This window comes from Streptomyces sp. NPDC050674 (assembly GCF_040654575.1).
In the GTDB taxonomy this organism is placed as follows: domain Bacteria; phylum Actinomycetota; class Actinomycetes; order Streptomycetales; family Streptomycetaceae; genus Streptomyces.
This window is the reverse complement of sequence record NZ_JBFAIG010000001.1, coordinates 282995-307519: the sequence shown is the minus strand read 5'-3', so window position 1 is coordinate 307519 and position 24525 is coordinate 282995. Positions and strand designations below refer to the sequence as shown.

At 72.2% G+C, this 24525-nt stretch carries 24 protein-coding genes; 13 read left to right on the top strand and 11 right to left on the bottom strand.

Translation table 11 applies throughout. The features are described from left to right. Positions 1 to 76 precede the first annotated feature (76 nt). Positions 77 to 916, top strand: coding sequence for a polysaccharide deacetylase family protein (locus AB0I06_RS01260; RefSeq protein ID WP_363116638.1), 840 nt, complete (start codon positions 77 to 79; stop codon positions 914 to 916). A gap of 40 nt (positions 917 to 956) precedes the next feature. Here the strand turns inward: AB0I06_RS01260 and AB0I06_RS01255 are convergent, their stop codons facing one another. After that, positions 957 to 1625: a class F sortase gene (locus AB0I06_RS01255; protein ID WP_363116637.1), complete on the bottom strand. Its 669-nt coding sequence runs from the start codon at positions 1623 to 1625 to the stop codon at positions 957 to 959. Between the two features lie 457 nt (positions 1626 to 2082). Between AB0I06_RS01255 and AB0I06_RS01250 the strand changes: the two genes are divergently transcribed. Next, positions 2083 to 2667, top strand: coding sequence for a hypothetical protein (locus AB0I06_RS01250; RefSeq protein ID WP_363117010.1), 585 nt, complete (start codon positions 2083 to 2085; stop codon positions 2665 to 2667). Positions 2668 to 2809: 142 nt separating this feature from the next. On the opposite strand, the gene AB0I06_RS01245 is transcribed toward AB0I06_RS01250, so the two are convergent. The 3 genes from AB0I06_RS01245 to AB0I06_RS01235 all read right to left on the bottom strand — a co-directional run bounded on the left by AB0I06_RS01245 (position 2810) and on the right by AB0I06_RS01235 (position 4488). After that, positions 2810 to 3343, bottom strand: coding sequence for a hypothetical protein (locus AB0I06_RS01245; protein WP_363116636.1), 534 nt, complete (start codon positions 3341 to 3343; stop codon positions 2810 to 2812). 224 nt (positions 3344 to 3567) lie between these two features. After that, positions 3568 to 4332 carry a DUF4239 domain-containing protein gene (locus tag AB0I06_RS01240; protein ID WP_363116635.1) on the bottom strand — a complete coding sequence of 255 codons (765 nt, stop codon included), beginning with the start codon at positions 4330 to 4332 and terminating at the stop codon, positions 3568 to 3570. Positions 4333 to 4356: 24 nt separating this feature from the next. Then, positions 4357 to 4488 carry a hypothetical protein gene (locus AB0I06_RS01235; RefSeq protein WP_363116634.1) on the bottom strand — a complete coding sequence of 44 codons (132 nt, stop codon included), beginning with the start codon at positions 4486 to 4488 and terminating at the stop codon, positions 4357 to 4359. A gap of 806 nt (positions 4489 to 5294) precedes the next feature. On the opposite strand from AB0I06_RS01235, the gene AB0I06_RS01230 reads away from it, so the two are divergent. The 3 genes from AB0I06_RS01230 (at position 5295) to AB0I06_RS01220 (ending at position 9556) form a co-directional block, all read left to right on the top strand. Then, positions 5295 to 6269, top strand: a complete 975-nt coding sequence (locus AB0I06_RS01230; RefSeq protein WP_363116633.1) for an SCO0930 family lipoprotein — start codon at positions 5295 to 5297, stop codon at positions 6267 to 6269. Positions 6270 to 6602: 333 nt separating this feature from the next. Continuing rightward, entirely contained in the window at positions 6603 to 7415 is an 813-nt protein-coding gene (locus AB0I06_RS01225) for an SAM-dependent methyltransferase (RefSeq protein ID WP_363116632.1), read from the top strand. Further along, positions 7412 to 9556: an EAL domain-containing protein gene (locus AB0I06_RS01220; RefSeq protein WP_363116631.1), complete on the top strand. Its 2145-nt coding sequence runs from the start codon at positions 7412 to 7414 to the stop codon at positions 9554 to 9556. Before AB0I06_RS01225 ends, AB0I06_RS01220 begins: the two co-directional genes overlap by 4 nt. 26 nt (positions 9557 to 9582) lie before the next feature. On the opposite strand, the gene AB0I06_RS01215 is transcribed toward AB0I06_RS01220, so the two are convergent. Further along, complete coding sequence (locus AB0I06_RS01215; RefSeq protein ID WP_363116630.1) at positions 9583 to 10197, bottom strand: TetR/AcrR family transcriptional regulator C-terminal domain-containing protein; 615 nt, start codon at positions 10195 to 10197, stop codon at positions 9583 to 9585. 109 nt (positions 10198 to 10306) lie between these two features. Here AB0I06_RS01215 and AB0I06_RS01210 point away from each other — a divergent pair, with 109 nt between their 5' ends. Then, on the top strand, positions 10307 to 10900 hold the full coding sequence (locus AB0I06_RS01210) for a peroxiredoxin-like family protein (protein WP_363116629.1): 594 nt from the start codon (positions 10307 to 10309) through the stop codon (positions 10898 to 10900). Between the two features lie 6 nt (positions 10901 to 10906). Here the strand turns inward: AB0I06_RS01210 and AB0I06_RS01205 are convergent, their stop codons facing one another. Further along, the gene (locus AB0I06_RS01205) at positions 10907 to 11791 is read right to left on the bottom strand and encodes a LysR substrate-binding domain-containing protein (protein WP_363116628.1); all 885 of its coding nucleotides are present in this window, start codon (positions 11789 to 11791) and stop codon (positions 10907 to 10909) included. An 83-nt stretch (positions 11792 to 11874) separates the two neighbouring features. Between AB0I06_RS01205 and AB0I06_RS01200 the strand changes: the two genes are divergently transcribed. The 5 genes from AB0I06_RS01200 (at position 11875) to AB0I06_RS01180 (ending at position 17080) form a co-directional block, all read left to right on the top strand. Further along, entirely contained in the window at positions 11875 to 12579 is a 705-nt protein-coding gene (locus AB0I06_RS01200) for a succinate dehydrogenase (RefSeq protein ID WP_363116627.1), read from the top strand. Beyond that, positions 12580 to 14529: a fumarate reductase/succinate dehydrogenase flavoprotein subunit gene (locus tag AB0I06_RS01195; RefSeq protein ID WP_363116626.1), complete on the top strand. Its 1950-nt coding sequence runs from the start codon at positions 12580 to 12582 to the stop codon at positions 14527 to 14529. Further along, a complete protein-coding gene (locus AB0I06_RS01190) occupies positions 14526 to 15272 on the top strand; it encodes a succinate dehydrogenase/fumarate reductase iron-sulfur subunit (RefSeq protein WP_363116625.1) in 747 nt (248 codons plus the stop codon). The genes AB0I06_RS01195 and AB0I06_RS01190 overlap by 4 nt, the downstream gene beginning before the upstream one ends. A gap of 225 nt (positions 15273 to 15497) precedes the next feature. After that, a complete protein-coding gene (locus AB0I06_RS01185) occupies positions 15498 to 16265 on the top strand; it encodes a GNAT family N-acyltransferase (protein ID WP_363116624.1) in 768 nt (255 codons plus the stop codon). Beyond that, complete coding sequence (locus AB0I06_RS01180) at positions 16265 to 17080, top strand: lysophospholipid acyltransferase family protein (protein ID WP_363116623.1); 816 nt, start codon at positions 16265 to 16267, stop codon at positions 17078 to 17080. The genes AB0I06_RS01185 and AB0I06_RS01180 overlap by 1 nt, the downstream gene beginning before the upstream one ends. Positions 17081 to 17085: 5 nt before the next feature. On the opposite strand, the gene AB0I06_RS01175 is transcribed toward AB0I06_RS01180, so the two are convergent. Continuing rightward, positions 17086 to 19431: an excinuclease ABC subunit UvrA gene (locus AB0I06_RS01175; protein WP_363116622.1), complete on the bottom strand. Its 2346-nt coding sequence runs from the start codon at positions 19429 to 19431 to the stop codon at positions 17086 to 17088. Between the two features lie 11 nt (positions 19432 to 19442). Beyond that, complete coding sequence (locus AB0I06_RS01170; protein ID WP_363116621.1) at positions 19443 to 20429, bottom strand: LLM class flavin-dependent oxidoreductase; 987 nt, start codon at positions 20427 to 20429, stop codon at positions 19443 to 19445. A 132-nt stretch (positions 20430 to 20561) separates the two neighbouring features. On the opposite strand from AB0I06_RS01170, the gene AB0I06_RS01165 reads away from it, so the two are divergent. Continuing rightward, positions 20562 to 21272: a nucleotidyltransferase domain-containing protein gene (locus AB0I06_RS01165; protein WP_363116620.1), complete on the top strand. Its 711-nt coding sequence runs from the start codon at positions 20562 to 20564 to the stop codon at positions 21270 to 21272. A gap of 37 nt (positions 21273 to 21309) precedes the next feature. Here AB0I06_RS01165 and AB0I06_RS01160 read toward each other — a convergent pair whose 3' ends face one another. Next, positions 21310 to 22905 (bottom strand): cation acetate symporter, encoded by a 1596-nt coding sequence (locus tag AB0I06_RS01160; RefSeq protein ID WP_363116619.1) that lies wholly within the window; start codon positions 22903 to 22905, stop codon positions 21310 to 21312. Then, positions 22899 to 23267 (bottom strand): DUF485 domain-containing protein, encoded by a 369-nt coding sequence (locus AB0I06_RS01155; RefSeq protein ID WP_363117009.1) that lies wholly within the window; start codon positions 23265 to 23267, stop codon positions 22899 to 22901. Before AB0I06_RS01155 ends, AB0I06_RS01160 begins: the two co-directional genes overlap by 7 nt. A gap of 443 nt (positions 23268 to 23710) precedes the next feature. Between AB0I06_RS01155 and AB0I06_RS01150 the strand changes: the two genes are divergently transcribed. Further along, positions 23711 to 24205, top strand: coding sequence for a hypothetical protein (locus tag AB0I06_RS01150; RefSeq protein ID WP_363116618.1), 495 nt, complete (start codon positions 23711 to 23713; stop codon positions 24203 to 24205). 60 nt (positions 24206 to 24265) lie between these two features. Here AB0I06_RS01150 and AB0I06_RS01145 read toward each other — a convergent pair whose 3' ends face one another. Next, entirely contained in the window at positions 24266 to 24481 is a 216-nt protein-coding gene (locus tag AB0I06_RS01145; RefSeq protein WP_033307910.1) for a dodecin, read from the bottom strand. Positions 24482 to 24525: the final 44 nt, after the last annotated feature.

Genomic DNA, 24525 nt, shown 5'->3' with positions numbered 1-24525 from the left:
GCCGAACGGGTGAATGCGTGCCGCCACACCGGTGTTGCTCAGGTGCGTCGGCCACCCGCCGGGCGACTGATGAGTCATGAAGAAGGATCAGATGCCCTCCCGGCTGCTCACCCGGCGCCGGGCGTTGATCGCGGGCGCCGGTGCCGTGGGAGCGGCCGCGACGGCAGGTGTGCTCACGGCGGTCACCGTGGACGGCCCGGCCGCCCCGGCAGCGGGCCCGCAGGCCCACCGCCCCGTCACGTCCTCCGCGTACCGCCTCCAGCCCATCACCGGCTACGGCCCGCCGCACGCCGCGCCCCGCCGGACCCTGGTACGCCGCGAACCGCTGCTGCGCGTCTCCGGCCGCGGCCGCACCATGGTGCTGACCTTCGACGACGGGCCCGACCCCCGCTACACCCCGGACATCCTGGACACCCTGGCCGAGTACGACGTGCGCGCGATGTTCTTCGTGTGCGGCGAGATGGCCGTCGGCAACAAGAACCTGCTGGCCCGGATGGCCGACGAGGGACATGTCGTGGGGAACCACACATGGTCCCACCCGTTGCTCACCCGGCTCACCCGCCGGCAGATCCGCTCCGAGATGGAACGCACCTGCGACGTCATCGAGGACGCCTACGGGGAGCGCCCCGAGTGGTTCCGCGCCCCCTACGGAACCTGGAACCGCGCCGCCCTCCAACTGGGCGCCGAACTCGGCATGGAACCGCTCTCCTGGACCGTCGACACCCTCGACTGGACCACCCCCGGCGTCCGCTCCATCACCGACCGGGTCGAACACGGCGCCGCCCCCGGGGTCGTGGTGCTCTCGCACGACGCCGGGGGCGACCGCTCGCAGAGTGTGCGGGCCCTGCGGCGCTATCTGCCGGAACTGCTCGACTCCGGCTACCGCGTCACCGTGCCCCGGCGGCACTACGCGTGAGGGGCGCCACCGGGGCCCTCGCCCGCCCGGCCGGGAACGCTCAGCGCACCTCGGTCAGGCGGGCGAAGGCGACGACGTTCCCCGCGTAGCCCTCCTGCTGGGAGAAACCGCCCCCGCAGGTGATGACCCGCAGTTCCGGCGCGCCCTTGGACGCGTAGACCCGGTCGCCGGGGAAGTTGTCCTTCTCGAAAACCTCGACGCCGTAGATCTCGAACACGGCCGTCTTCCCGTCCTGGCGGGCCACCTCGACGCGATTGCCCTTCTTCAACGCCCCGAGCCCGTAGAACACGGCGGGGCCCTGCTGGTTGTCGACGTGGCCCACCACGACCGCGGTGCCCTTCTCCCCGGGCGTGACGGCACCGGTGAACCAGCCGGCCAGGTTGGGGTCCTCCGGCGGCGGCGCGCCGACCCAGCCGTCCGCGTCCAGGCCCACCGGGATGACCGGCGCGTCGACCTGGATCGCCGGGATCCTGACCCGGTCCGGAAGCGCGTAGGGCAAGGGGGGCACGGATCCGGCGAAGGTGCGGGCGGGCACCCGGCTGTCGGCCGCGGCCGCCGTCGCCGGTTGCGGCGGGCCCTCGTCGAACTCTCCCGAGCCGTTCCGGATAAGCGCCAGGCCGGTCAGCAGAACCAGCGCTATCACGCCCCACGGGGCCCGCTTCTTCGGCCGCGCCTCCTCTTCGGCCTCGGCCAGCTCGGACGCAGACATTCGCCTTCCCCTCTCGACGCGGCCGTCGCCGGGTCAATCGCGCATACCAGCAAGCTAAGTGGCCTGCGGGAAACCGGCGACGGGGCGGGTGCGAACGGGTGGACCGGGGCCGGGCGGGGCGTGCCGCGGGCCGCCGGGGATCTCAGGTGCGCCATCCGAGTTGCCGCCCCCAGGAATTTTCTGACGGTCCGTGACCTGCGGCGTTACCCGATCGCGCGGTTTCCCCGCAGCACCCCCGCTCACCAGGACGGACCATTCCCGACATGCGGTACAGGGCACGGCAACTGACTGTCTTTCTGGGAGGCGCTTTCTCGCCGATCGACCGGGGACGGGTCCCGGGGCGTCTTCCGCGGAGGTTCACATGCGTAACACTCGTGCCCTGGCGGTGGCAGGCGCAGCGGTCGCCGCCGTCGGCCTCTCCGCCCCCGCGGCCCTCGCGTGGGACACGCCCAGCAACATCGTCGCCCTGCCCGGCGTGATCGCCCGTGGCGGCCAGCTGACCATCACGGTCGACGGCTGCCGCAACGGCGGCACGGCCACTTCCAACGCGTTCGCGCCGACCCGGCTGTCGCCCGTCCACCACTCCGGCAAGGGCAACGAGGGCGACCGGGGCGGTGTCGGCAACGACGCGGGCGGGGGCAACGGCGGCAACGACGGCCGGGGCAACGGCGGCAACGGCGGCAACGACGGCCGGGGCAACGGCGGTAACGACGGCCGGGGCAACGGCGGTAACGACGGCCGGGGCAACGGCGGTAACGACGGCGGCCGGGGCGACGGCGGCAATGGGACCGCGCGGGGCACCGCCACCATCAACAGCAACGCCCGCCCCGGCTCGTACGACATCACGGTCACCTGCAACGGCAGGACCCTGACCAAGCCGCAGGCCTTCACCGTCATCGGCGGCGTCCGCGGCGGCATCGGCGGCAGCAGCACCACCGGTGCGACCCCGACGGACATGGCCATCGGCGGCGGTCTGGTGGCCGCGGCGGTCGTGGGCGGCGGGGTGTTCTGGATGCGCCGCCGGGCCGAGCGGCACATCTGACGCCACGCCCCGCGCCACTGCTCCGACACGTCCTCGCCTCGCACGTGGACGGCCTTCGCCCCGGCCCCCTCTCAAGGGGGGCCGGGGCGAAGGCATGCGGCCCGGGGTGCGGCGGCCGGCGTCCACGCGGCCCGCGTCCTCGTCAGCCGGCGTCCTCGTCGGTGCGGCGCCGCGAGAAGCGGTAGGCGACGCCGAGAGACCCGGCGATCAACGCGGCGCCGAGGCCGATCTCCTTCAGGTCGAAACCGGCGACGGTGCCGCCCTCACCGGCGTGCACCCCCTTGTGCGGATGGTGGGGGTGATGGGTGGGGCGGTGCGTGGGGTGATGCGTCGGGTGGCCGCCCGCGATCGTCAGGCGGGCCACCCCGCTCGACCTGCCGCATTCGAACTCCACGTCGTAGACGGCGCCGGGTTCGGCGTCCCAGTCGACGACGGCCGGGGCCCAGGTCTCGTGCGGCGCGATGGTGACCATGTCGAAGACCGCCGAGTTGACGACCGCCTCGCCCCGGCAGGCACGGTTGCGCTCCACGCGCAGGGCCACCTCGCCGCCCGGCCTGATGGTGGAGGGCGCGACGCTGAAGACGAAGTCGTTACGCATCGCCGCGTCGGCGGGCACACAGGAGGTGAGGGCGCCGGCGCCCAGCAGTACGGCCGAAGCGAGGCCTATCGCGCGCATGGTGAATCCTCCGGGTCCCCGAGGAGCAGTCGCGGACCTGTTCCGCTCACGTCACAAATGCACCTCGATGCCCGAAACGCTAGAAAGGCGCACACGAGGGCGCGATCGCAGTAGCGCGAATGGGTCACGGGTGTGGGCCGCCCGGGGGAACGCCGCCCACGCGGCCGGGGGACGGCGACGGTGTGTCGCGCGCCCCCCGGCCGGGATCCGTGCTTGGGCCGCCGTCAGTCCCCGGCGCCCGGGAAGAGGTTCAGGAACGGATCCGCCGACGCGGTCACGCCCCGGCTGTAGGGCGAGTCGAAGTCCCAGATGAGGAACAGCAGGAAGGCGATCAGGGCCGAGAACAGCCCGGCGAGGATCAGTTCGCGGGTCGTCCTGCGGATCTGGAGAACGAAGATCATCCCGATGGTGACGACGGCCCCCGCGATCAGCCCGAACCACACCACGCCCGGCATGGTCTCCCCGGTCGACTCCGCCCGGGCGATCCGGGCCTGGTTCGCCGCGGTCACCTGGTCCAGCAGCGGCTGGTAGGCCTGGGCCTCGAAGTCCGTCGCCGGCTCGTAGTCGGTCACGTCCTGGCGGATCCGCTCGAAGAGCTCGGTGCCGCGCTCGGTCATCTCGCCCTTGTCGGCCATGGAGTCCCACTCGGTGGTGACGACGTGGCTCACATAGGCGTGGATGTCGGTCCGGATGCGGTCGCGCTCGTCGGCCGGGTAGACCCGTACCCGCTCCGAGATCTCGTGCAGTGCGGTGGCCTCGGCCTGGACGTGGTCCTGGGCGGCGCTGCGCCCCTCCCAGACGCCGGCGATCGCCAGGCCCAGGACGATGGCGTAGACCACGCCGATCCACATCGTCATGTACTCGATGACGTCCGGGGTCTCACTGGGGTCTTCGTCCTCGGCCGCCGTGCGGTGACGCAGGAAGGTGATGACGACCACCACGGCGCAGGCGGCCAGCATCGCGAGGGTGAGAACAAGCCATTCCGGCAAGGGGTACCTCCAGGGCTTCAGGGATCAGCGCGCGCGCAGCGCGGCGACGGCCACCACCGCGGGCACCGTGACGAGCAGGACGAAGGTGAGCGGCGACATCGTGCCGTCGGCGGTCCGTGGCCGCGGCGGCGTCACGCGGTACCGCGGGTAGTGCACGGGTGCCGCGGACGGACTCGGTGCGGGCGTGGCCGGCGGAGCCGGTGCCGGGGGTGCGGGCGGAGGCGGTGGCGGCACGGGCCGCGGAGCGGGCCGGTGCGGGGGCGGAGCCGGGCGTGGCGCGGGTGGTGGCGGGGGCGGAGGCTCGGGCTCGGCCGTGGGTGCCGGTCTCGGCGGTGGGGGAGGGGGCTTCGGCGCGGGCGGCGGGTCCGGTGTCGGCTTCGGCGGGGGCGGGGGCGTGGGCTTCGGAGGGGGTGTCGGCTTCGGCGGAGGTGTCGGCTTCGGCGGTGGTGGAGTCGGGGTCGGGGTCGGCGTGGGGGTCGGTGTGGGGGGTGGGCACGGCGGCTTGGTCGGCCAGGTCTTCCTGCTTCCGGCGTACGCCACCGCCTCGGTGCCGTCCGGCCCCGTCGAGGCGTACGCGCAGGCGTCGGCCGCAGCCACGCCGGCCGGTGCGCCGACGAGCACCCAGGTCAGCGTCGCCACCGCCAAGGCCCGTGCGGCAAGGGCGGGTTGGGTCGAAAGGGGTCCATGCACGACGAAGATCATGAACCTTCTGCCGCCAGGACGTGCCGGAGCGCAAGGGTATTGCCCCGAAAGAGGGATCTTCGGGTGTCGCCGGTTTGATCAGAGGTAGCCCGCAGGGGGCCTTGCGCGCACGCGTGTGCGACGACGTGCGGCGCTCGTGACGGGTCCCGGAAAGAAATTCGGCCGACGGTTGAACGCCACCGGGGTCCCCATGCGTACTCATGGCCGTGCGGCGGCGCAGCAGGGCGCTGCAACACCCTTGCGATTATGGGGAGTTGACGATGAAGACCTCCTGGCGGAGCGCCTCACTCGTGGCGAGCGCCGCGGCGGTCCTGGCGCTGACGACGGCGTGCGGTCAGGACAGCCCACCGGCGGCCAGCCAGAACGTGGGCGCGACGGCCGCGGCCGGGGACTACGGGAGCATCGGCGCGGGCAGCGGGACGGGCGGCACCACCGCGACCGGCCAGCCGGCCGCGCCGAGCCCCTCCAGTCCCTCCAGCCCCGCGGGCAAGCTGTCCGTCTCCACCGCCGAAAAGGTCGGCAAGGTGGTCACCGACAGCCTCGGCCTCACCCTGTACCGGTTCGACCAGGACACGGCCGAGCCGCCCAAGACGAACTGCGACGGCGACTGCGCCAAGACCTGGCCGCCGGTCCCGGCCGACGACGCCGAGGCCGGCGAGGGCATCGACAAGGCGCTGCTCGGTTCCGTCACGCGGGCCGACGGCACCAAGCAGCTCACGGTCGGCGGCTGGCCCGCCTACCGGTACGCCAAGGACGTCAACGCGGGTGACGTCAAGGGCCAGGGCGTGGGCGGCAAGTGGTACGCGCTCGCCCCCGACGGCAAGAAGGCGCAGGGCGGCGGGGCCGACGCCGGTGGCGAAGTGGTCCAGGCCGGGCTGTCCACCCGCAAGGACCCCAAGCTCGGCGAGATCGTCGTCGACAAGAACGGCATGACCGTCTACCGGTTCAAGAAGGACGAGGCCTGGCCCAAGCCGGTCTCCAACTGCAGTGGAGCGTGCCTGGAGAAGTGGCCGCTCGTGGAGCCCGTCGACTTCGCCGACACCAAGGGCATCCAGAAGAAGGGCTACATGACCTTCGAGCGGACCGACGGCCAGGGCGCGCAGCAGACAATCAACTGCTCTCCCATCTACACCTTCGCCGGTGACAAGGCTCCCGGTGACACCAACGGCCAGGGCGTCGGCGGCACTTGGTACGCCGTGCGGCCCGACGGGAAGCTGGTCGGCGCCTCGGAGTAGCGAGGAGACCTCCCCGGGGCGGATCGCCCCGCCCGTCCGAAGCGCAGACCCGGTCCGCCCCTCCGTACCCCACGGAGGGGCGGACCGCTGTGCGTGCCTTCACCCGAACCCCTCGACCCCCTGACCTTCCTCCCCTTGCGGACCGGAACTCTCCGCATTGCCCCGGACACTGATCGTCATATGTTCGAGGCGCATGCGGAGGGGTATCAATTCGGCACGTGCCGCAGGCAGTGACCGGGAACGGATGGTCAATTTCCGTTTCGGGTCGCTCCATTGGCGGGCGATCAGTAGCCTCTGCTCGAACACCGGATCGCCTACGCCTTGGAGAGATAGATGGAGCGTCCCGCCTGGGCCCCACGGAGCATCGACATCTCGGTGCCCAGCGTCTCCCGGATGTACGACTACTACCTGGGCGGATCGCACAACTTCGAGGTGGACCGGGAAGCGGCCCGCAGGGCCATGGAGTTCCTGCCGGGGCTCCCCAAGATCATGCAGGCGAACCGCGCGTTCATGCGCCGCGCCGTGCGCCACGCGGCCGGGCAGGGCATCTCCCAGTTCCTCGACATCGGTTCCGGCATCCCCACCTTCGGCAATGTGCACGAGGTGGCCCAGGCCGCCCGCCCCGGTGCGCGCGTGGTGTACGTCGATCACGACCCGGTGGCCGTGGCGCACAGCGAAGCGGTCCTGAAGGGCAACGCGGACGCGGGCGTCGTCGCCGCGGACCTGCGCAAGCCCCAGGAGATCCTGCACAGCCCCGGGGTGGAGCGGCTGATCGACCTGAATCAGCCAGTGGCGCTGCTCCTCGTTGCCATACTGCACTTCGTGGAAGACGAGGACGATCCGTACGGGGCGGTGGCGGAGCTCGGCGCGGCGCTGGCACCGGGCAGCCTGCTCGTGCTCACCCACGCCTCCTACGAGGGGATCCCCCTGCCGCCGGAGCGGGCCGGGGGCGCGGTTGACGTGTACGAGGACATCCGCAACCCGCTGATCATGCGCTCGCGCGAGGAGATCGCGCGGTTCTTCGAGGGGTACGACATGGTGGAACCCGGACTGGTGCCGCCGCCGCACTGGCGGCCCGACACGGCACCGGAGGACGAGGATCCGTACGCGTTCTCGGGGTTCGCCGGCGTGGGGCGTACGGCGTGATCGCGGAGCCGGACGGGCCGGAGGACAGACTGCGCCGCTTCGCGACGATCTGGAGCCGGGCCGTCTTCCCGGTGACCTCGACGTCGTCGACCCGCCCCGAGTTCGAGGCCCAACTGCTGCCCCTGGCACGCCGCTTGAGTGAGGCGCTGCTGGCCCGGACCTTCGACTCCGACGCGGCCCGGACGGTCGGCGCCGCCCTCGTGGACGTGCACTGCACCGACCCGGAGGCGCTCAGCCGCACCCTGGACTGCGTCGACGCCTACCTGGTGCTGTACTGCGGCGGCGACGGCGACCAGGAGGGCCTGCGGGCCCGGTGCGCACGCCTCCAGCACGCGATGGCCGCCGGTTTCGCCCGGGCGCTGCGCGAGCGGACCCTGGCCGAGCAGGAGGCCATCGCACGGGCCGCGCTCCAGGCGCAGGGCGTGGTGGCGCAGGCCCTGCACGCGAGTGAGGCGCGGTTCCGCGCCGTCTTCGAGGGCGCGGCCATAGGCATCGGCATGGCCGACCTCGAAGGCAACATACTGCAGGTCAACGGCGCCCTGCTGCGCATGTTCGGAGTGTCCGAGCAGACCCTGCGCAGCCGCAACGTCCGGGAGTGGACGCACCCCGACGACGCTCCGCAGACCTGGCGGCTCTACGACGAACTCGTGCGGGGCGAGCGGGAGCACTACCACCTGGAGAAGGCGTTCTACCGCCCGGACGGCACCGTCCTGTGGACCAATCTGACCGTCTCCCTGCTGCGGGACGCCGACGGCGATCCGCAGTACCAGCTCGCCCTGATGGAGGACACCACCGAGCGGCGGCTGCTCAACCTCCGGCTGCGCTACGAGGCCACGCACGACGCCCTGACCGGGCTGCCCAACCGCACCTTCTTCTTCGAGCGCCTGGAGAAGGCCCTGGGCGCCGGGGAAGGCCAGCGGTTCGGGCTGTGCTACCTGGACCTCGACGGCTTCAAGACCGTCAACGACAGCCTCGGCCACGCGGCCGGCGACCGGCTGCTGGTGGAGGTCGCCGACCGGCTCCAGTCCTGCGCCACCGCGCCCGGCGAGATGGTGGCGCGGCTCGGCGGTGACGAGTTCGTGGCACTGACCACCGGGCCCGACACCCAGCGCGAGGTCGACGAACTCGCCGGCCGCATCATGAACGCGCTGCTCGCGCCGATCAGTGTCGACGGCCGCGAGCTGACCGTGCGCGGCAGCATCGGCATCGTCGAGGGCCCGGCCGGGGAGCGCAGCCCGGCGGAGGTGCTGCGCAGCGCGGACATCACCATGTACCGGGCCAAGTCGGCGGGCGGTAATCGCTTCGAACTCGCCGATCCGGAGGCGGACGCCCGCGTCATCACGCGTCACGGCCTGACCACGGCGCTGCCGACGGCGCTGGAGCGGGGCGAGTTCTTCATCGAGTACCAGCCGCTGGTGCATCTCGGGGACGGCAGCGTCCGGGGCGCCGAGGCCCTGGTGCGCTGGCTGCATCCGCAGCACGGTGTGCTCGGGCCGGACCGGTTCATCCCGCTCGCGGAGCACACCGGGCTCATCGTGCCGCTGGGGCGCTGGGTGCTGGAGCAGTCGGTGCGCCAGGCCCGTGAATGGCGCGAACTGCAGGGCGGCGTCGAGGCGGTGGGGCCGCTGCGGATCAACGTGAACCTGTCGCCGTGCCAGTTGACGCACCCCGGCCTCGTCCAGGACACGGTCGACATCCTGGAGCGGACCGGAGTCGCGCCCGACGCGCTGTGCCTCGAGGTCACGGAGTCGGCGCTGATCGGTGCCGACGACGACCTGCTGAAGCCGCTGCGGCGGCTGGCGGAGATGGGCGTCGACATCGCCCTGGACGACTTCGGGACGGGCTACTCCAACCTCGCCAATCTGCGCCGGCTGCCCGTCAGCGTCCTGAAGCTGGACCGCTCCTTCACCCAGAGCATGCAGCAGTTCCCCGCGGACCCGGTCGACCTGAAGATCGTCGAGGGGATCGTCTCGCTGGCGCACAGCCTGGACCTGGCCGTGACCGTCGAGGGCGTGGAGACGGGAGCCCAGGCCGAACAACTGCGCGTACTCGGCTGCGACACGGCGCAGGGCTGGTACTACGCGAGGCCCGGCCCGCCCGAGCGCCTGCACGAACTGGCCCTGGTGGACGCCACCGGCTGACGCTCCGGGGCCGCCGCGCGACCGGGTCAGGTGCCCAACCCGCGCAGCAGCAGCGCGAGACCGCCCAGGAACTCCCGGTCGGCACTGACCTTCCGGGCGTGCCGGGCGGTCTCGGTCATGTGGGGGAAGGCGTCGGGCGGCAGCTCGGAGATGGCGACCGTGCCCTCGCCGGACAGGGGACCGAGGTGCTCCAGCTGGATGGCGCCGATGACGTAGCCCAGCAGGCCCCGCAGCGCGACCACCCGCCGTTCGCCGTCGAACCCGGCCTCCGTGAGCACGCCGAGCACGGACTCCGACCAGCGCAGCCCCGCGAGGGACCGGTGCCGGTGGGCGACCGTCAGGGGCACGGTCTCCGGATGGGCCGCCATGGCGTCGCGCAGCCGTCGCACCAGCGCCTCGATCCGTTCGTGCCAGTGCGTTCCCGGGCCGGGAGCTTCGGTGTCCATGCTCTCCAGGACGAGGTCGACGACAAGCCTCTCCAGCTCTTCGCGGTCGTCCACGTACCGGTAGAGCGCCATGGTGCTCATGCCGAGTTCCTTCGCGACCGAGCGCATGGAAAGGCCGGCGAGGCCGTCGCGGTCGATCACCGCGAGGGCGGCCGAGGCCAGTTGGGCGTGGCTGAGTGAGCGGGGACGAGGCATGACGCCCATCAGCGTACGTCATACGCCTACCTTGTCAGGTGTACGGGATACGCTTACGCTCCGTAGGAGTACATCGTACGCCTACGGAGGGATGTCCATGCTGACGCGTATGCCCGCACGACCGTTACGGCCCGGTTCCACCGTCACCGCGCGCCGGCTCGCCACCGTCTCGGGCGATCCCGTGGGTGTCCCCGACCCGGAGTGCCTGGTGCACCTCCAGTTCCGGCGGTTCGCCGGGTGCCCCGTGTGCCAGCTGCACCTGCGGTCGGTGGTCCGCCGGCACGCCGAGATCGAGGCCGCGGGAATCCGCGAGGTCGTGGTCTTCCACTCACCGGCCCAGGAGTTGCTCCCGCACACCGCCGACCTGCCCTTCGCGGTCGTCGCCGATCCGGACAAGCGTCTGTACGTCGAGTTCGGCGTCGAGTCGGCTCCCCGGGCCCTGCTCAGTCCGCGCGCCTGGGGGCCGGTCGTCGGGGCGGTGCTGCGCAGCGGATGGGAGGTGCTCCGCGGCCGCGAGCGACTCCCCGCGGCCAGCCAGCCCGGTGGCAGGCTCGGCCTGCCCGCCGACTTCCTGATCGGCCCCGACGGCCGGATCCTCGCGGCCAAGTACGGTGACCACGTCTACGACCAGTGGCCCGTCGACGAGCTCCTGCGGCTCGCGTCCTCCCCCCGGCAGGCCACCGGCCACCTCCCGGCGCGGTAGGGGCCCTCACCGCTCCAGCAGCATCCGCTGCAACTCCCGGGCGGCCCGGGGCGGAGCCACGTCACTGCGATGTGCCAGCGCGATCGTGCGATGCAGACCCGGTCCGGCCAGCGGTGTGACCCGCAGGCCGGACCCCGACCGCGTCGCGACCATCCGGGGCACCACGGCCAGCCCGAGCCCGGCCCGCACGAACCCCAGCACCGCGTCCATCTCCCCGCCCTCCACCGCGAAGTCGGGTTCGAAGCCCTCGGCCCGGCACGCCGCCACCGTCAGCTCCCGCAGGTCGTACCCGTGCCGGAACATCACCAGCCGCTCACCCTCCAGGTCGGCGACGCGCACGGTGCGCCGCCCCCGGCCGGGACGCGGGGCATCCGGCGAGGAGACCACGACGAGGTCCTCCCGCAGCAGTTCCACCGTGGTCAGCGCCGGTGCCGGTGACGGCAGGGGCAGCACCACCAGCGCCAGGTCCAGCGCCCCGCGCGCCAGCTCCCGCACCAGATCGTGCGAGCCGCCCTCCTCGATCAGGAGCCGGATCCCGGGGTAGCGGTCGTGGAAGGCGCGCAGCGCGTCCGGCAGCAGACCGGTGCACAGGCTGGGCGTCGCCCCCAGCCGCACCCGCCCGCTGCGCAGCTGCGCCAGTTCCTGCACCTCGTGCCGGGCCGTGTCCGCGTCGGCCAGGATGCGCCGGGCGAGGGGGAGCAGCGCCTCCCCGGCGTCCGTGAGCGTGATGTTGCCCCGGGCGCGCAGGAACAGATCCGCCCCCAGCTCCCGCTCCAGCGCCTTGATCTGCTGCGACAGCGACGGCTGCGCGACATGGACCAGCTCTGCGGCCCGGGTGAAGTGCCGGGTCTCGGCTACGGCGACGAAGTACTGGAGCTGCTGGAACTGCACCCTCACACGATAGCCCCAACCTATGGAAACAAGCCGGACCATGTCTTGGACCGATCGGCCGCGTGTCCGTAGCGTGCTGTTCCATGGCTCTGGCAACGCGGACGGACCGGCGGCCGTCCTTCGCACGCACCGTGTGGGACTCCACCGTCGGCAAGAAGACCGTGATGGCGGTCAGCGGTCTCATCATGCTGCTGTACCTGGTCGTCCACATGATCGGAAACCTGAAGATCTTCTTCGGGGCGGGCGAGTTCAACCACTACGCGCACTGGCTGCGCACCGTCGGCGAGCCGTTCATGCACTACGAGTGGACGCTCTGGCTCGTCCGCGTCGTCCTCGTGGTCGCCGTGGCCGCGCACGCGGTCTCCGCTTACCAGCTCAGCCGCCGCGACATCAAGGCGCGGCCCGGCAAGTACGTGCACAAGAAGCCCCGCGCCTCCTACGCCACGCGCACCATGCGCTGGGGCGGGATCATCCTCGGCCTGTTCATCGTCTGGCACATCCTCGACCTGACGACCGGCACCGTGCACCCCGGCTTCGAGACGGGCCGCCCGTACCAGAACGTCGTGGACACCTTCTCCACCTGGTACGGCAACGTCGTCTACATCGTCGCGATGCTCGCGCTCGGCCTGCACGTGCGGCACGGCTTCTGGAGCGCCGCCCAGACCCTCGGCGCCGGCAGCCGCACCCGCGACCGCGCCCTGAAGACCCTCGCGAACGTCCTCGCGCTGCTGCTCACGGCCGGCTTCATCGCCGTACCCGTGGCCGTCATGACCGGAGTGGTGAGCTGAATGACCTCTTACGCGGACTACGTCACCGGCGAGCCGGTCACCGACACCAAGGCCCCCTCCGGGCCGATTCACGAGCGCTGGGACAAGCGCCGCTTCGAGGCCAGGCTGGTCAACCCGGCCAACCGGCGCAAGCACACCGTGATCGTCGTCGGCACCGGCCTGGCCGGCGGCTCCGCCGGCGCCACCCTCGCCGAACAGGGCTACCACGTCGTCCAGTTCTGCTACCAGGACTCGCCCCGCCGCGCCCACTCGATCGCCGCGCAGGGCGGCATCAACGCGGCCAAGAACTACCGCAACGACGGCGACTCCGTGCACCGCCTGTTCTACGACACCGTCAAGGGCGGCGACTTCCGCGCCCGCGAGTCCAACGTCCACCGCCTCGCGCAGATCTCCGTCGAGATCATCGACCAGTGCGTGGCCCAGGGCGTGCCCTTCGCGCGTGAGTACGGCGGGCTGCTCGACACCCGTTCCTTCGGCGGCGTGCAGGTCTCCCGCACGTTCTACGCCCGCGGCCAGACCGGCCAGCAGCTGCTCCTCGGCGCCTACCAGGCCCTCAGCCGGCAGATCGCCGCCGGGAACGTCGAGATGCACCCGCGCACCGAGATGCTCGACCTGATCGTCGTCGACGGGCGGGCGCGCGGCATCGTCGCCCGGGACCTGATCACCGGGCAGATCGACACCTATTTCGCGGACGCCGTCGTCCTGGCCTCCGGCGGCTACGGCAACGTCTTCTACCTGTCGACGAACGCCATGAACTCCAACGCCACCGCCATCTGGCGGGCCCACCGGCGCGGAGCCCTGTTCGCCAACCCCTGCTTCACCCAGATCCACCCCACCTGCATCCCGCGCACCGGCGACCACCAGTCCAAGCTGACGCTGATGAGCGAGTCGCTGCGCAACGACGGCCGCATCTGGGTGCCGAAGACGAAGGGCGACAACCGGTCCCCGGGCGAGATCCCCGAGGACGAGCGCGACTACTACCTGGAGCGCGTCTACCCGTCCTTCGGCAACTTCGTTCCGCGCGACATCGCCTCCCGGGCCGCGAAGAACGTCTGCGACGAGGGCAGGGGAGTGGGACCCGGCGGGCAGGGCGTCTACCTCGACTTCGCCGACGCCATCCGCCGGATGGGACGAGCGGCCGTGGAAGCCAAGTACGGCAACCTCTTCGACATGTACCAGCGGATCACCGACGAGGATCCGTACGAGGTGCCGATGCGGATCTACCCCGCCGTGCACTACACGATGGGCGGACTGTGGGTCGACTACGACCTCCAGACCACGATCCCCGGACTGTTCGCCATCGGTGAGGCCAACTTCTCCGACCACGGCGCCAACCGGCTCGGCGCCTCCGCGCTGATGCAGGGACTCGCGGACGGCTACTTCGTCCTCCCCGCGACCATCAACGACTACCTGGCCCGCACCCCGCACCCCGACGCGGTCAGCGACGAACACCCCGTCGTCCAGGAGGTGCTGGCCGACACCCAGGACCGGCTCAACCTGCTGCTGTCCGTCGACGGCGACCGCACCCCCGACTCCTTCCACCGCGAGGTCGGCGAACTCATGTGGGAGTTCTGCGGCATGGCCCGCACCGACGCGGGACTGCGCAAGGCACTGGAGCGCATCCCGCAGATCCGGGAGGAGTTCTGGCGGCGCATCAAGGTGCCCGGCACCGGCGAGGAGTTCAACCAGTCACTGGAGAAGGCCAACCGCATCGTCGACCACCTGGAGCTCGCCGAGCTGATGTGCCTCGACGCGCTGCACCGCGAGGAGTCCTGCGGCGGTCACTTCCGCGAGGAGTCCCAGACACCCGACGGCGAAGCCGCGCGCGGGGACGAGGAGTTCGCGTACGCGGCCGCCTGGGAGTTCACCGGCACCGGCGAGGCTCCCGTCCTGCACAAGGAAGACCTGGTCTTCGAGTACGTCCACCCCACCCAGCGGAGCTACGCATGAAGCTCACCCTGCGCGTCTGGCGGCAGAAGAACGCCCGAGCAGACGGCACGATGTCCACGTACGAGGTGGACGGGATCTCGCCCGACATGTCCTTCCTCGAGATGCTCGACACCCTCAACGAGGAACTCATCGTCAAGGGCGAGGATCCCGTCGCCTTCGACCACGACTGCCGCGAGGGCATCTGCGGGGCGTGCTCGCTCGTCATCAACGGCGACGCGCACGGACCCGAGCGGACGACCACCTGCCAGCTGCACATGCGGTCCTTCTCGGACGGCGACACGATCGACGTCGAGCCGTGGCGGGCGTCGGCGTTCCCGGTGATCAAGGACCTGGTCGTGGACCGGTCGGCGTTCGACCGGATCATCCAGGCCGGCGGGTACATCACCGCGCCGACCGGCTCGGCCCCCGAGGCGCACGCCACGCCCGTGCCCAAGCCCGACGCCGACCTCGCCTTCGAGCACGCCGAGTGCATCGGTTGCGGGGCCTGTGTGGCGGCCTGCCCCAACGGCGCCGCGATGCTGTTCACCTCCGCCAAGATCAACCATCTGAACGTACTGCCGCAGGGGGCACCCGAGCGGGAGACGCGGGTGCTGGACATGGTGGAGCAGATGGACGCGGAGGGGTTCGGGGGGTGCACGCTCGCGGGTGAGTGCGCCACCGCCTGCCCGAAGGGCATCCCGTTGATGTCCATCACGAGCATGAACAAGGAGTGGCTGCGGGCGGCGCGGAAGGTGAAGCGGTAGCGGCGCAGGGGCTCCGGTGCCGCGGCGGCCGTGGGTGCGTCGTGGCGGAGCGCGCGGTTCCCCGCGTCCGTGGGCGCGAGCCGTTCAGCAACCCCACATCCGCTCTCTCTGTGCATGACACGCGACGGTCAGCCGGCGTCGGGAAAACAGGGTCCTGAGGACCGCACGACACCGCTCAGCGCCCTGCCCCGCCGCACCGAACCGGCCCGTGACCAGGAGAGAGCCATGACCGGCGTACTGACCGTCGACCGCCCCGCGCAGCCCACGGCCCCCACCCGCTACACCGTCGCCCTCGCCCGGAACGAGGAGGACGTGCGGGCCGCGCAGCGGCTGCGGCACGACGTCTTCGCCGGGGAGATGGGGGCCGCGCTGTCCGGCCCGCAGCCGGGCCTCGACGCCGACGCCTTCGACGCGTACTGCGACCACCTGCTCGTCCGCGAGGAGACGACCGGCCAGGTCGTCGGCACCTACCGGCTGCTGCCGCCGGAGCGCGCGGCGGTCGCCGGACGGCTGTACTCCGAGGGCGAGTTCGACCTCACCTCGCTCGACGACATCCGGCCCCGGCTCGTCGAGGTCGGCCGCTCCTGCGTGCACCCCGACCACCGCGACGGCGCGGTCATCAGCCTCATCTGGGCCGGCATCGCCCGCTACATGGTCGAGCGCGGCCACGAGTGGCTCGCCGGCTGCTGCTCCGTCCCGCTCGGCGACGGCGGCACCCTCGCGTCCGCCACCTGGGACCGGGTGAGCGGCAGGCACCTCGCCCCGGCGGAGTTCCGGGTGCGGCCCCTGCTGCCGTGGACCCCGGGTCCCCCGCCCGCCGCCCGCGTCGAACTGCCCGCCCTGCTGCGCGGCTATCTGCGCCTGGGCGCCTGGGTCTGCGGGGAACCGGCCCACGACCCGGACTTCGGCGTCGCCGACCTGTACGTGCTGCTGCCGATGAGCCGCGTCAACGCACGCTACCTGCGGCACTTCCTCTCCCTTGTGCCGGCCTGATGAGCACCTGGCTGCCCACCGCGCCCTGCACACCGCGGTCCTGTGTCGAGACCCCCGCGGCCGTGCGGGCGCGGGCCGTGCCCCGGGCCGTGCTGCGGCTGGCCGCGGTCCTGCTGCTGCTCCTCGCGGGGATCGCGCTGACGCCCCTCGGCCCCCGGATACCGCAGTCCATGGTCCGGCGGTGGTGCCGGTGCATCGTACGGGCCGCGGGGGTCCGGGTCCGCTTCACCGGTGCCGCCGCCCCCACCGGCGGACTGCTGCTGGTCGCCAACCACATCTCCTGGCTGGACGTCCCGCTGCTGGCCGCCGTGCGCCCCGCGCGGATGCTGGCCAAGGCCGAGGTGCGGCGCTGGCCCGTCGTCGGTGCGCTGGCCGCGCGCGGCGGAACCCTGTTCATCGACCGGGACCGGCTGCGGGCCCTGCCGGACACGGTCGCCCGGATCGCCGGGGCGCTGCGCACGGGCGCCGCGGTCGCGGCCTTCCCCGAGGGCAGCACCTGGTGCGGCCGGGCCCAGGGCACCTTCCGCCGTGCCGTCTTCCAGGCGGCGCTGGACGCGGGGGTGCCGGTCCAGCCGGTACGCATCGGCTACCGGGCCGGCGGCGCGACGGCCACCACGGTCCCCGCGTACGTCGGTGAGGACACGCTCGTGGCCTCCGTGTGGCGGGTGGTGACGGCCCGCGGCCTCGTCGCCACGGTCGAGGTCCGGGATGCCATCCGCCCGGGCAGCAGCCCCGACCGCCGCTCGCTCGCCCGCTCGGCGCAGCCGCGGCAGACGGCTGCGCCGGCCTGGGCGCACACCGCGCTCGTGGCGTAGCCCCCTCAGCGGGAGCCGGTGAGGGCGCGCGCCAGATACGGAGCCGTCCGGCTCTGCGCGGCGCGCGCCACCTCCGCGGGCGGTCCCGCCGCCACGATCCGCCCGCCCTCGTCACCGCCGCCCGGCCCGAGATCGATCACCCAGTCCGCGCGCGCCACGACCGACATGTCGTGCTCCACGACGATCACCGTGTGGCCCGCGTCGACGAGGCCGTGCAACTGCCGCATCAGGACGTCGACGTCGGCCGGGTGGAGACCGGTCGTGGGCTCGTCAAGGAGGTAGAGGGTGTGGCCGCGCCGGCCGCGTTGCAGTTCGCTCGCCAGCTTGATGCGCTGGGCCTCCCCGCCGGAGAGCTCCGTCGCGGGCTGGCCGAGACGCAGGTAGCCCAGACCCACGTCGAGCAGGGCGCCGAGGCTGCGCGCCACGGCCGGGGTGTCCGCGAAGAACTCCGCCGCGCTCTCCACCGTCAGATCCAGCACCTGCGCGATGGTCCGACCCCGGTACGCCACCTCCAGGGTCTGCGGGTTGTAGCGGGCCCCTCCGCAGTCCGGGCAGGGCGCGTACGTGCTGGGCAGGAACAGCAGCTCCACGCTGACGAACCCCTCGCCCTGGCAGGTCTCACAGCGACCGCCCGCCACGTTGAAGGAGAACCGCCCGACCCCGTAACCGCGTGCGCGGGCCCCCTCGGTGGCCGCGAACACCTTGCGTACGACGTCGAACAGGCCCGTGTAGGTGGCGAGGTTCGAGCGCGGGGTGCGCCCGATCGGCTTCTGGTCGACCGAGACCAGCCGGCCCACCCCGGGGGTGTCCTGCGTGATCTCGCCGATGAGCGTGGACTTGCCCGAGCCCGACACCCCCGTGACCGCGGTGAACACCCCGAGCGGGAACGCGGCCCTCACCCCGCGCAGGTTGTGACGGGAGACCGGGCCGGTCTTCAGCCACCCGGCCGCCTCGCGTACCGCCCGGGCCGGGGCGGGGGAGCGGTCGAACAGGTAGCGCGCAGTCGCCGACTCCGCGACGCCCGCCAGGCCGGCCACCGGGCCGCTGTGCAGCACCCGGCCCCCGTGCTCGCCGGCGTCCGGGCCCACGTCCACCAGCCAGTCCGCGCCGCGCATCACGTCCAGGTGGTGCTCCACCACGAACACCGAGTTCCCGGACGCCTTCAGCCGCTCCAGCACCGTGAGCAGGGCCTCGGTGTCCGCCGGATGCAGTCCGGCCGACGGCTCGTCCAGGACGTAGACGACGCCGAACAGGCCGGAGCGCAGCTGCGTGGCCAGGCGCAGGCGCTGGAGCTCGCCCGCCGAGAGGGTGGGGGTGGGGCGGTCGAGACTGAGGTAGCCGAGCCCCAGCTCGACGACCGGCGCGATGCGCGACCTCAGGTCGTCGGTGAGCACCCGGGCGGCCTCGGACCGCGCGTCGAGACCGGCCGCCAGCTCCACCAGCGGCACCGCCGCCAGCTCGGCGATGGTCCGGCCGCCGAACGTCACCGCCAGCGCCTCGGGACGCAGCCGGCTGCCCCCGCACGCCGGGCAGGGCGCGCTGGTCAGGAACCGCTCGGCCTTCGCCCGCAGGGCCGGGCTCTTCGAGTCCGAGAACGTCTTCATCACATACCGGTGGGCGCTCATGTACGTGCCCTGATAGGGCCGCTGGATGCGGTCGGCGTCCCGCACCGGGTGCACGGTGACGACCGGCTGCTCGTCCGTGAACAGGATCCACTCCCGCTCGTCGGGGGGCAGCTCCCGCCAGGGCCGGTCCACGTCGTGGCCGAGCGCGTCGAGGATGTCCCGCAGGTTCTTGCCCTGCCAGGCTCCCGGCCACGCGGCGATCGCGCCGTCGCGGATCGACAGCGACGGGTCCGGCACCAGCAGCTCCTCGCTCGTACGGTGCACCCGCCCGAGCCCGTGGCACTCCGGGCAGGCCCCCACCGCCGTGTTGGGCGAGAAGGAGTCGGAGTCGAGCCGCTCGGCGCCGGGCGGGTAGGTGCCGGCCCGGGAGAACAGCATCCGCAGGGAGTTCGAGAGGTTGGTGACCGTCCCCACGGAGGAGCGCGAGGTGGGTGCCGCGCGGCGCTGCTGGAGCGAGACGGCCGGCGGCAGACCGGTGATCTCCCCGACCTTCGGCGCGCCGATCTGGTGGATCAGCCGCCGCGCGTAGGGCGCGACCGACTCGAAGTAGCGGCGCTGGGCCTCCGCGTAGATCGTGCCGAATGCCAGCGACGACTTGCCCGAGCCGGACACGCCGGTGAACACGGCCAGGACGTCCCGGGGGATGTCGACGTCGACGCCCTGGAGGTTGTGCTCGCGGGCTCCGCGCACGCGGACGAACGGGTCATGGGGGTCGCGGTCGTGCATGGAAGACGACTCTAACCGGAGGTGATCGCGGCCAGCCGACGGTAGGAGTCCAGCAGGGCCTCGCGGTCGTACGTGCTGGTCGTGACGAGTACCTCCTGCGCGCCCGTCTCCTTCAGCACCGTCTCCAGCTCGTGCGCGACCTGCTCCTCGGTGCCGGCGATGTGCCCGGTCAGGCCGGACTCGTACAAGCCGCGCTCCTTCTCCGTCATCGCGCGCGCCGCCACGCGCTCGGCGGGCGGCAGCGGCGGGAAGGTGCCGTGGGTGCGGGAGTACGCCATGGACCAGGCCTCGGGGATCAGCAGCCGCCGGGCCTCCTCGGGGGTGGCGGCCACGGCGATGGTGCCGGAGACGACGACGTAGGGCTCCGCCGCCCAGGGGGAGGGGCGGAACAGGTCGCGGTAGTGGTCGATCCCGCGCCGTATCCTCTCCCGGTTCCTGAGGTCCCCGATCACCATCGGCAGCCCGGCCCGCGCGGCGATGCCGGCGCCCTCGCCCATGGCCAGGACGAACGGCGGCACGCTCAGGCCCTCGGCGGGCCGCGCGTGGACTCCCGTGGGCGAGGTGCCCCGGAACCAGCCGAGCAGCTCCCCGAGCTGCACCTCGAAGTCCTCGGCGTCGCCCTTGTCGCGGCCCAGGGCCCTGCGCACCCCGTCCGTGAATCCGACGGACCGGCCGAGACCCATGTCGATCCGGCCGGGGAACAGCGACTCCAGCACCCCGAACTGCTCGGCCACGACCAGCGGACGGTGGTTGGGCAGCATCACCCCGCCGGTGCCGACCCGGATCGTGCGGGTCGCGCCCGCGACGGCGGCGGCCAGCACGGTCGGCGCGGAACCCGCCACCCCGGGCACCCCGTGGTGCTCCGAGACCCAGAACCGGTGGTATCCGAGCCGCTCCAGCTCCTGCGCCAGCCGCACGGTGTCGCGCAGCGCCTCGGGGTGGGTGTGCCCCTCGCGGGTGCGGGAGCGGTCGAGGACGGACAGGCGCACGGGTTCCATACGAGGTTCTACGCCGGACGGGGCCGCCGGTATTCCGCCGTCGGGCGCGGCGGCCACCGCCGGAAAACCGGGTGACCGCGTCCCGGCACGTCAGGACAATGTCGGGTGTCCCGTAGCGAAAGGCGGCCGACCGTGACCGTCCCCAACGTCCTGCTCTCCGGCATCGTCGGATCGACCGCCTACGGCCTCGCACGCCCCGGCTCGGACATCGACCGGCTCGGCCTCTTCGCCGCGCCGACCGAGGAGCTGCACGGGCTGCGCCGGCCGAAGGAGTCCCATGTCAGCACCGCGCCGGACCGCACCCTGCACGAGGCCGCCAAGTGGTGCCGGCTGGCCCTGGGCGGCAATCCGACCGCGATGGAGCTGGTGTGGCTCCCCGACGACCTGTACGAGGTGCGCACCCCGCTCGGCGACGAGCTCATCGGCATCCGCACGGCGTTCCTGAGCGCCAAGCGGGTCAGGGACGCCTACCTCGGCTACGCCACCCAGCAGTTCCGGCGGCTGGAGGCCCGCGGCGACGGTGCGTTCTCCGCGGACACCCGGGGGCGCACCGCGAAGCACGCCCGGCACCTCAAGCGGCTGTGCGAGCAGGGTCTTCAGCTGTACACCACCGGGCGGTTGATGATCCGGGTCGAGAACCCGGAGGAGTACCACGCCTTCGGTGAGCGCGTCGCCGCCGACCCGTCGGCCGCGCTGCCCCTGCTCAGGCACTACGAGGCCGCCTTCGACGAGGGCCCCACGGCGCTGCCGGGCGAGCCCGTCGAGGCGCCCGTCGAGGCGTGGCTGCGCCGGGTCCGGGCGCACTTCTACGCCCAGGCGGAGCGCCCGGCCCTCAGCGCGTAGCGTTCCGCACGCCTCCTCGACGGGCGGCAGTGGAGGGTCAGTCGCCGGTGCCCACGAGCATCCGCACCTCGAACTCCTCATGAGCGGCGGCGTCCTCGCCCGGGTCCTTGTCCAGCGCCGTGCCGAGCCAGCCCAGCAGGAAGCCCACGGGGATGGAGACGATGCCGGGGTTCTGGAGCGGGAACCAGGCGAAGTCGGCCTCCGGGTAGAACGACCCCCGGGCCGAGGAGACGACGGGGGAGAACACGGTCAGCAGGACCGAGCAGAGCAGTCCGCCGTAGAGGCTGAGCAGGGCTCCCTTCGCCGAGAAGCGCCGCCAGAACAGGGTGTAGACGATCGTCGGCAGGATCGCGGACGCCGCGATGGCGAAGGCCAGGAAGGCGAGCGTGGCGGTGTTCGCCCCCCAGGCGACGAGCGCCAGCAGGATCCCGAGGACGCCGATGACCGCTCCGGACAGCCGGGCCACGGTCAGCTCCTCGGTCTCGCTCGCCCTGCCCTTGCGGATCACCTCGCTGTACAGGTCGTGCGCGAGGGAGGAGGCCGCGGCCAGGGTGAGACCGACCGCCACGGCCAGCAGCGTCAGATACGCCAGACAGGTCAGCAGCGCCGTGAGGAGGCTGCCGCCCAGCTCGTGGGCGAGCAGCAGCACCGAGGCGTTGCCCGTGCGGTCCGTGCTCTCGATGGTGTCCCGGCCGAGCAGCGCGGTGGCGCCGAGGCCCATGATGCCGGCCCCGAAGCAGACCGCGCCCACCAGGCCGACGGCCCACAGCACCGACGAGCGCAGGACGCCGCTGTCGCGCGGGGTGAGCAGCCGCATCAGCACGTGCGGCAGGGCGGCGAGGCCGAGGACGATGGCCAGTTCAAGGCTGAGGAAGTCCAGCTTGTCGCTGACAGTGCCGCCGTAGCGCAGCCCGGGTTCGAGGAAGCCCGGGCCCGAGCCGCTGCGCTCGGCGGCCCGCTCCAGCAGCAGGTCGGGGTTCCAGTCGAAGTGGTGCAGCACCCAGCCCGCGGTGAACAGCACGCCCACCACCAGCATCACGGCCTTGATGATCTGGATGACCGTCGCGCCGGGCATGCCGCCGAGCGAGGCGTACAGGATCACGAAGACGCCGATCACGACCACGCACAGGGTGCGGGTGGTGCCGCTCGGTACACCGGTGAACTGGGTCAACAGGGCGACACTGCCCACGAGTTGGGCGACCAGGTAGAGAGTGGCGATGGCCAGGATGCAGACCGCGAGCGCCACCCGGACCGGCCGCTGCCGCCGCGGCAGGCGCAGGGCCACGGTGTCTCCGAGGGTGAATCTGCCCGTGCGGTGCAGGGGTTCGGCGATCAGCAGCAGCACCGTCATCCAGGCGACGGTGGTGCCGCCGAGGTACATCAGTCCGTCGTAGCCGGTGAGGGCCACGAGGCCGGTGCTGCCGAGCAGGGTGGCGGCGGACAGGTAGTCGCCGCACATGGCCAGACCGTTGCGCAGCGGGGACATGGCGCGGTTGCCGAGGTAGAACTCGCTGATCTCGTCTCGCTGCGGCGCCGTCAGCAGGGCCGTGAACAGGGTGATCACGACCACGGTGAGAAACAGGACGAACGTCAGCCGCAGGCTGCCGCCGTCGATGGCGGCGGCGGTCACCACGTGCGGAACCCCCTCGTCCCGTGCGGGAGCGGCTGCCCGGTGCCCCGCGGGACTCCCGCCGACCGGGCCCGGCGGCTCTCGGTCTCGTGCAGCCGGGACCTCAGGCCGCGGGCGAGCGGATCGACCCGGGCGCGCATGTACCGGGCGTAGCACCACGCCGTCACGCCCATGACGACGAACTGCCCCAGACCGAGGGCGAGTCCGACGGTGAGGCGGCCGGACAACGGCTGGTTCATCACCCCGGGCACAAAACTCGACAGCACCACATACAGCAGGAATCCACCGACGGACACGATCGTCGCCCGGAGGCCGAATCGACGCTGCGCACGACGCAGGGACTGAAATTCGGGATGGTCGGATATGCGAGCCGGCGGAGTTTGTTCGACGTGCGGTGGCGGGAATGTCGGAGTGTCATCCCGCCGCGGTGGGAATTCGGGCACAGGCGCACCTTCTTCGCTGCATCGTGCCCCGCACTCGACCCTGCCGGGTCGGTGGACGCGTCCGGTTTTCGGGCAGGGTGAACAGACGCCGGACGCGCGGTGGGGTGCGGGCTCTGTGGGGGGTTCGTGAATCCGGGAAACTCCCTGTCCGGATTCACGTGGACGGCCTCGGGGTGCGGTGTGAGTCCCCGAACGGCCCCGGCCACGGTGGTGGCGAGGCTGGAAGCGGAGTATGGCAGTGCTGTGCTTGAGTCATCAACTGGAAAGTCGAATTACCCACCGCCCATGGCGCGTTCACGCCCCCGGTGACAAGTACGGACCAATTCCCGGCCCCGTCCGTCCCGAATGCGCTTAGGCTGGGCGGCGTGAGTGACGACCGCAGCAGGGCCCCGCTGGCCGTGTTCGACCTGGACAACACCCTCGCCGACACCGCGCACCGGCAGACGTTCCTGGAACGCAGGCCGAAGGACTGGGACGGCTTCTTCTCCGCGGCGCCGCAGGACCCGCCGATCCCGGAGGGCATCGCGCTGGTCGAGGAGCACGCGCGCGCGTGCGAGATCGTCTACCTCACCGGGCGGCCCGAGCGCTGCCGGCGGGACACGCTGGACTGGCTCGCCGCCCAGGGACTGCCCGAAGGACCCGTGTACATGCGCGGGGACGCCGACCGGCGGCCCGCCCGCTTCACGAAGCTGGCCGTGCTGCGGCGGCTGGCCCGCACCCGCGAGATCCGCGTCCTGGTGGACGACGACGAACTGGTCTGCGCGGACGCCCGGCGCGCGGGTTTCACCGTCGTGCGGGCCGACTGGGTGACCCGGTCCGCGCAGCTGAGGGCGGCGCAGGAGCGGGAAGGGCGGACCTGAGACCGTCACCGCCCCGCCGGAGCGGGACCGGTGACGGGATCAGGGCCCGCCCGCGGCCGTCTACTCCGACTCGTCGAGGCGGAAGCCCACCTTGAGGCCCACCTGCCAGTGCGCGATCTGCCCGTCCTCCAGCTGACCGCGCACCTGCGTCACCTCGAACCAGTCCAGGTTGCGCAGCGTCTGCGAGGCCCGGTCGATGCCGTTGCGGATGGCCTGGTCGACGCCGTCCGGTGAGGTGCCGACGATCTCCGTGACCCGGTAGGTGTGGTTCGACATGCCGCTGCTCCTCTTCCCATGACGTTCCTGTGACGGGAGTGTCA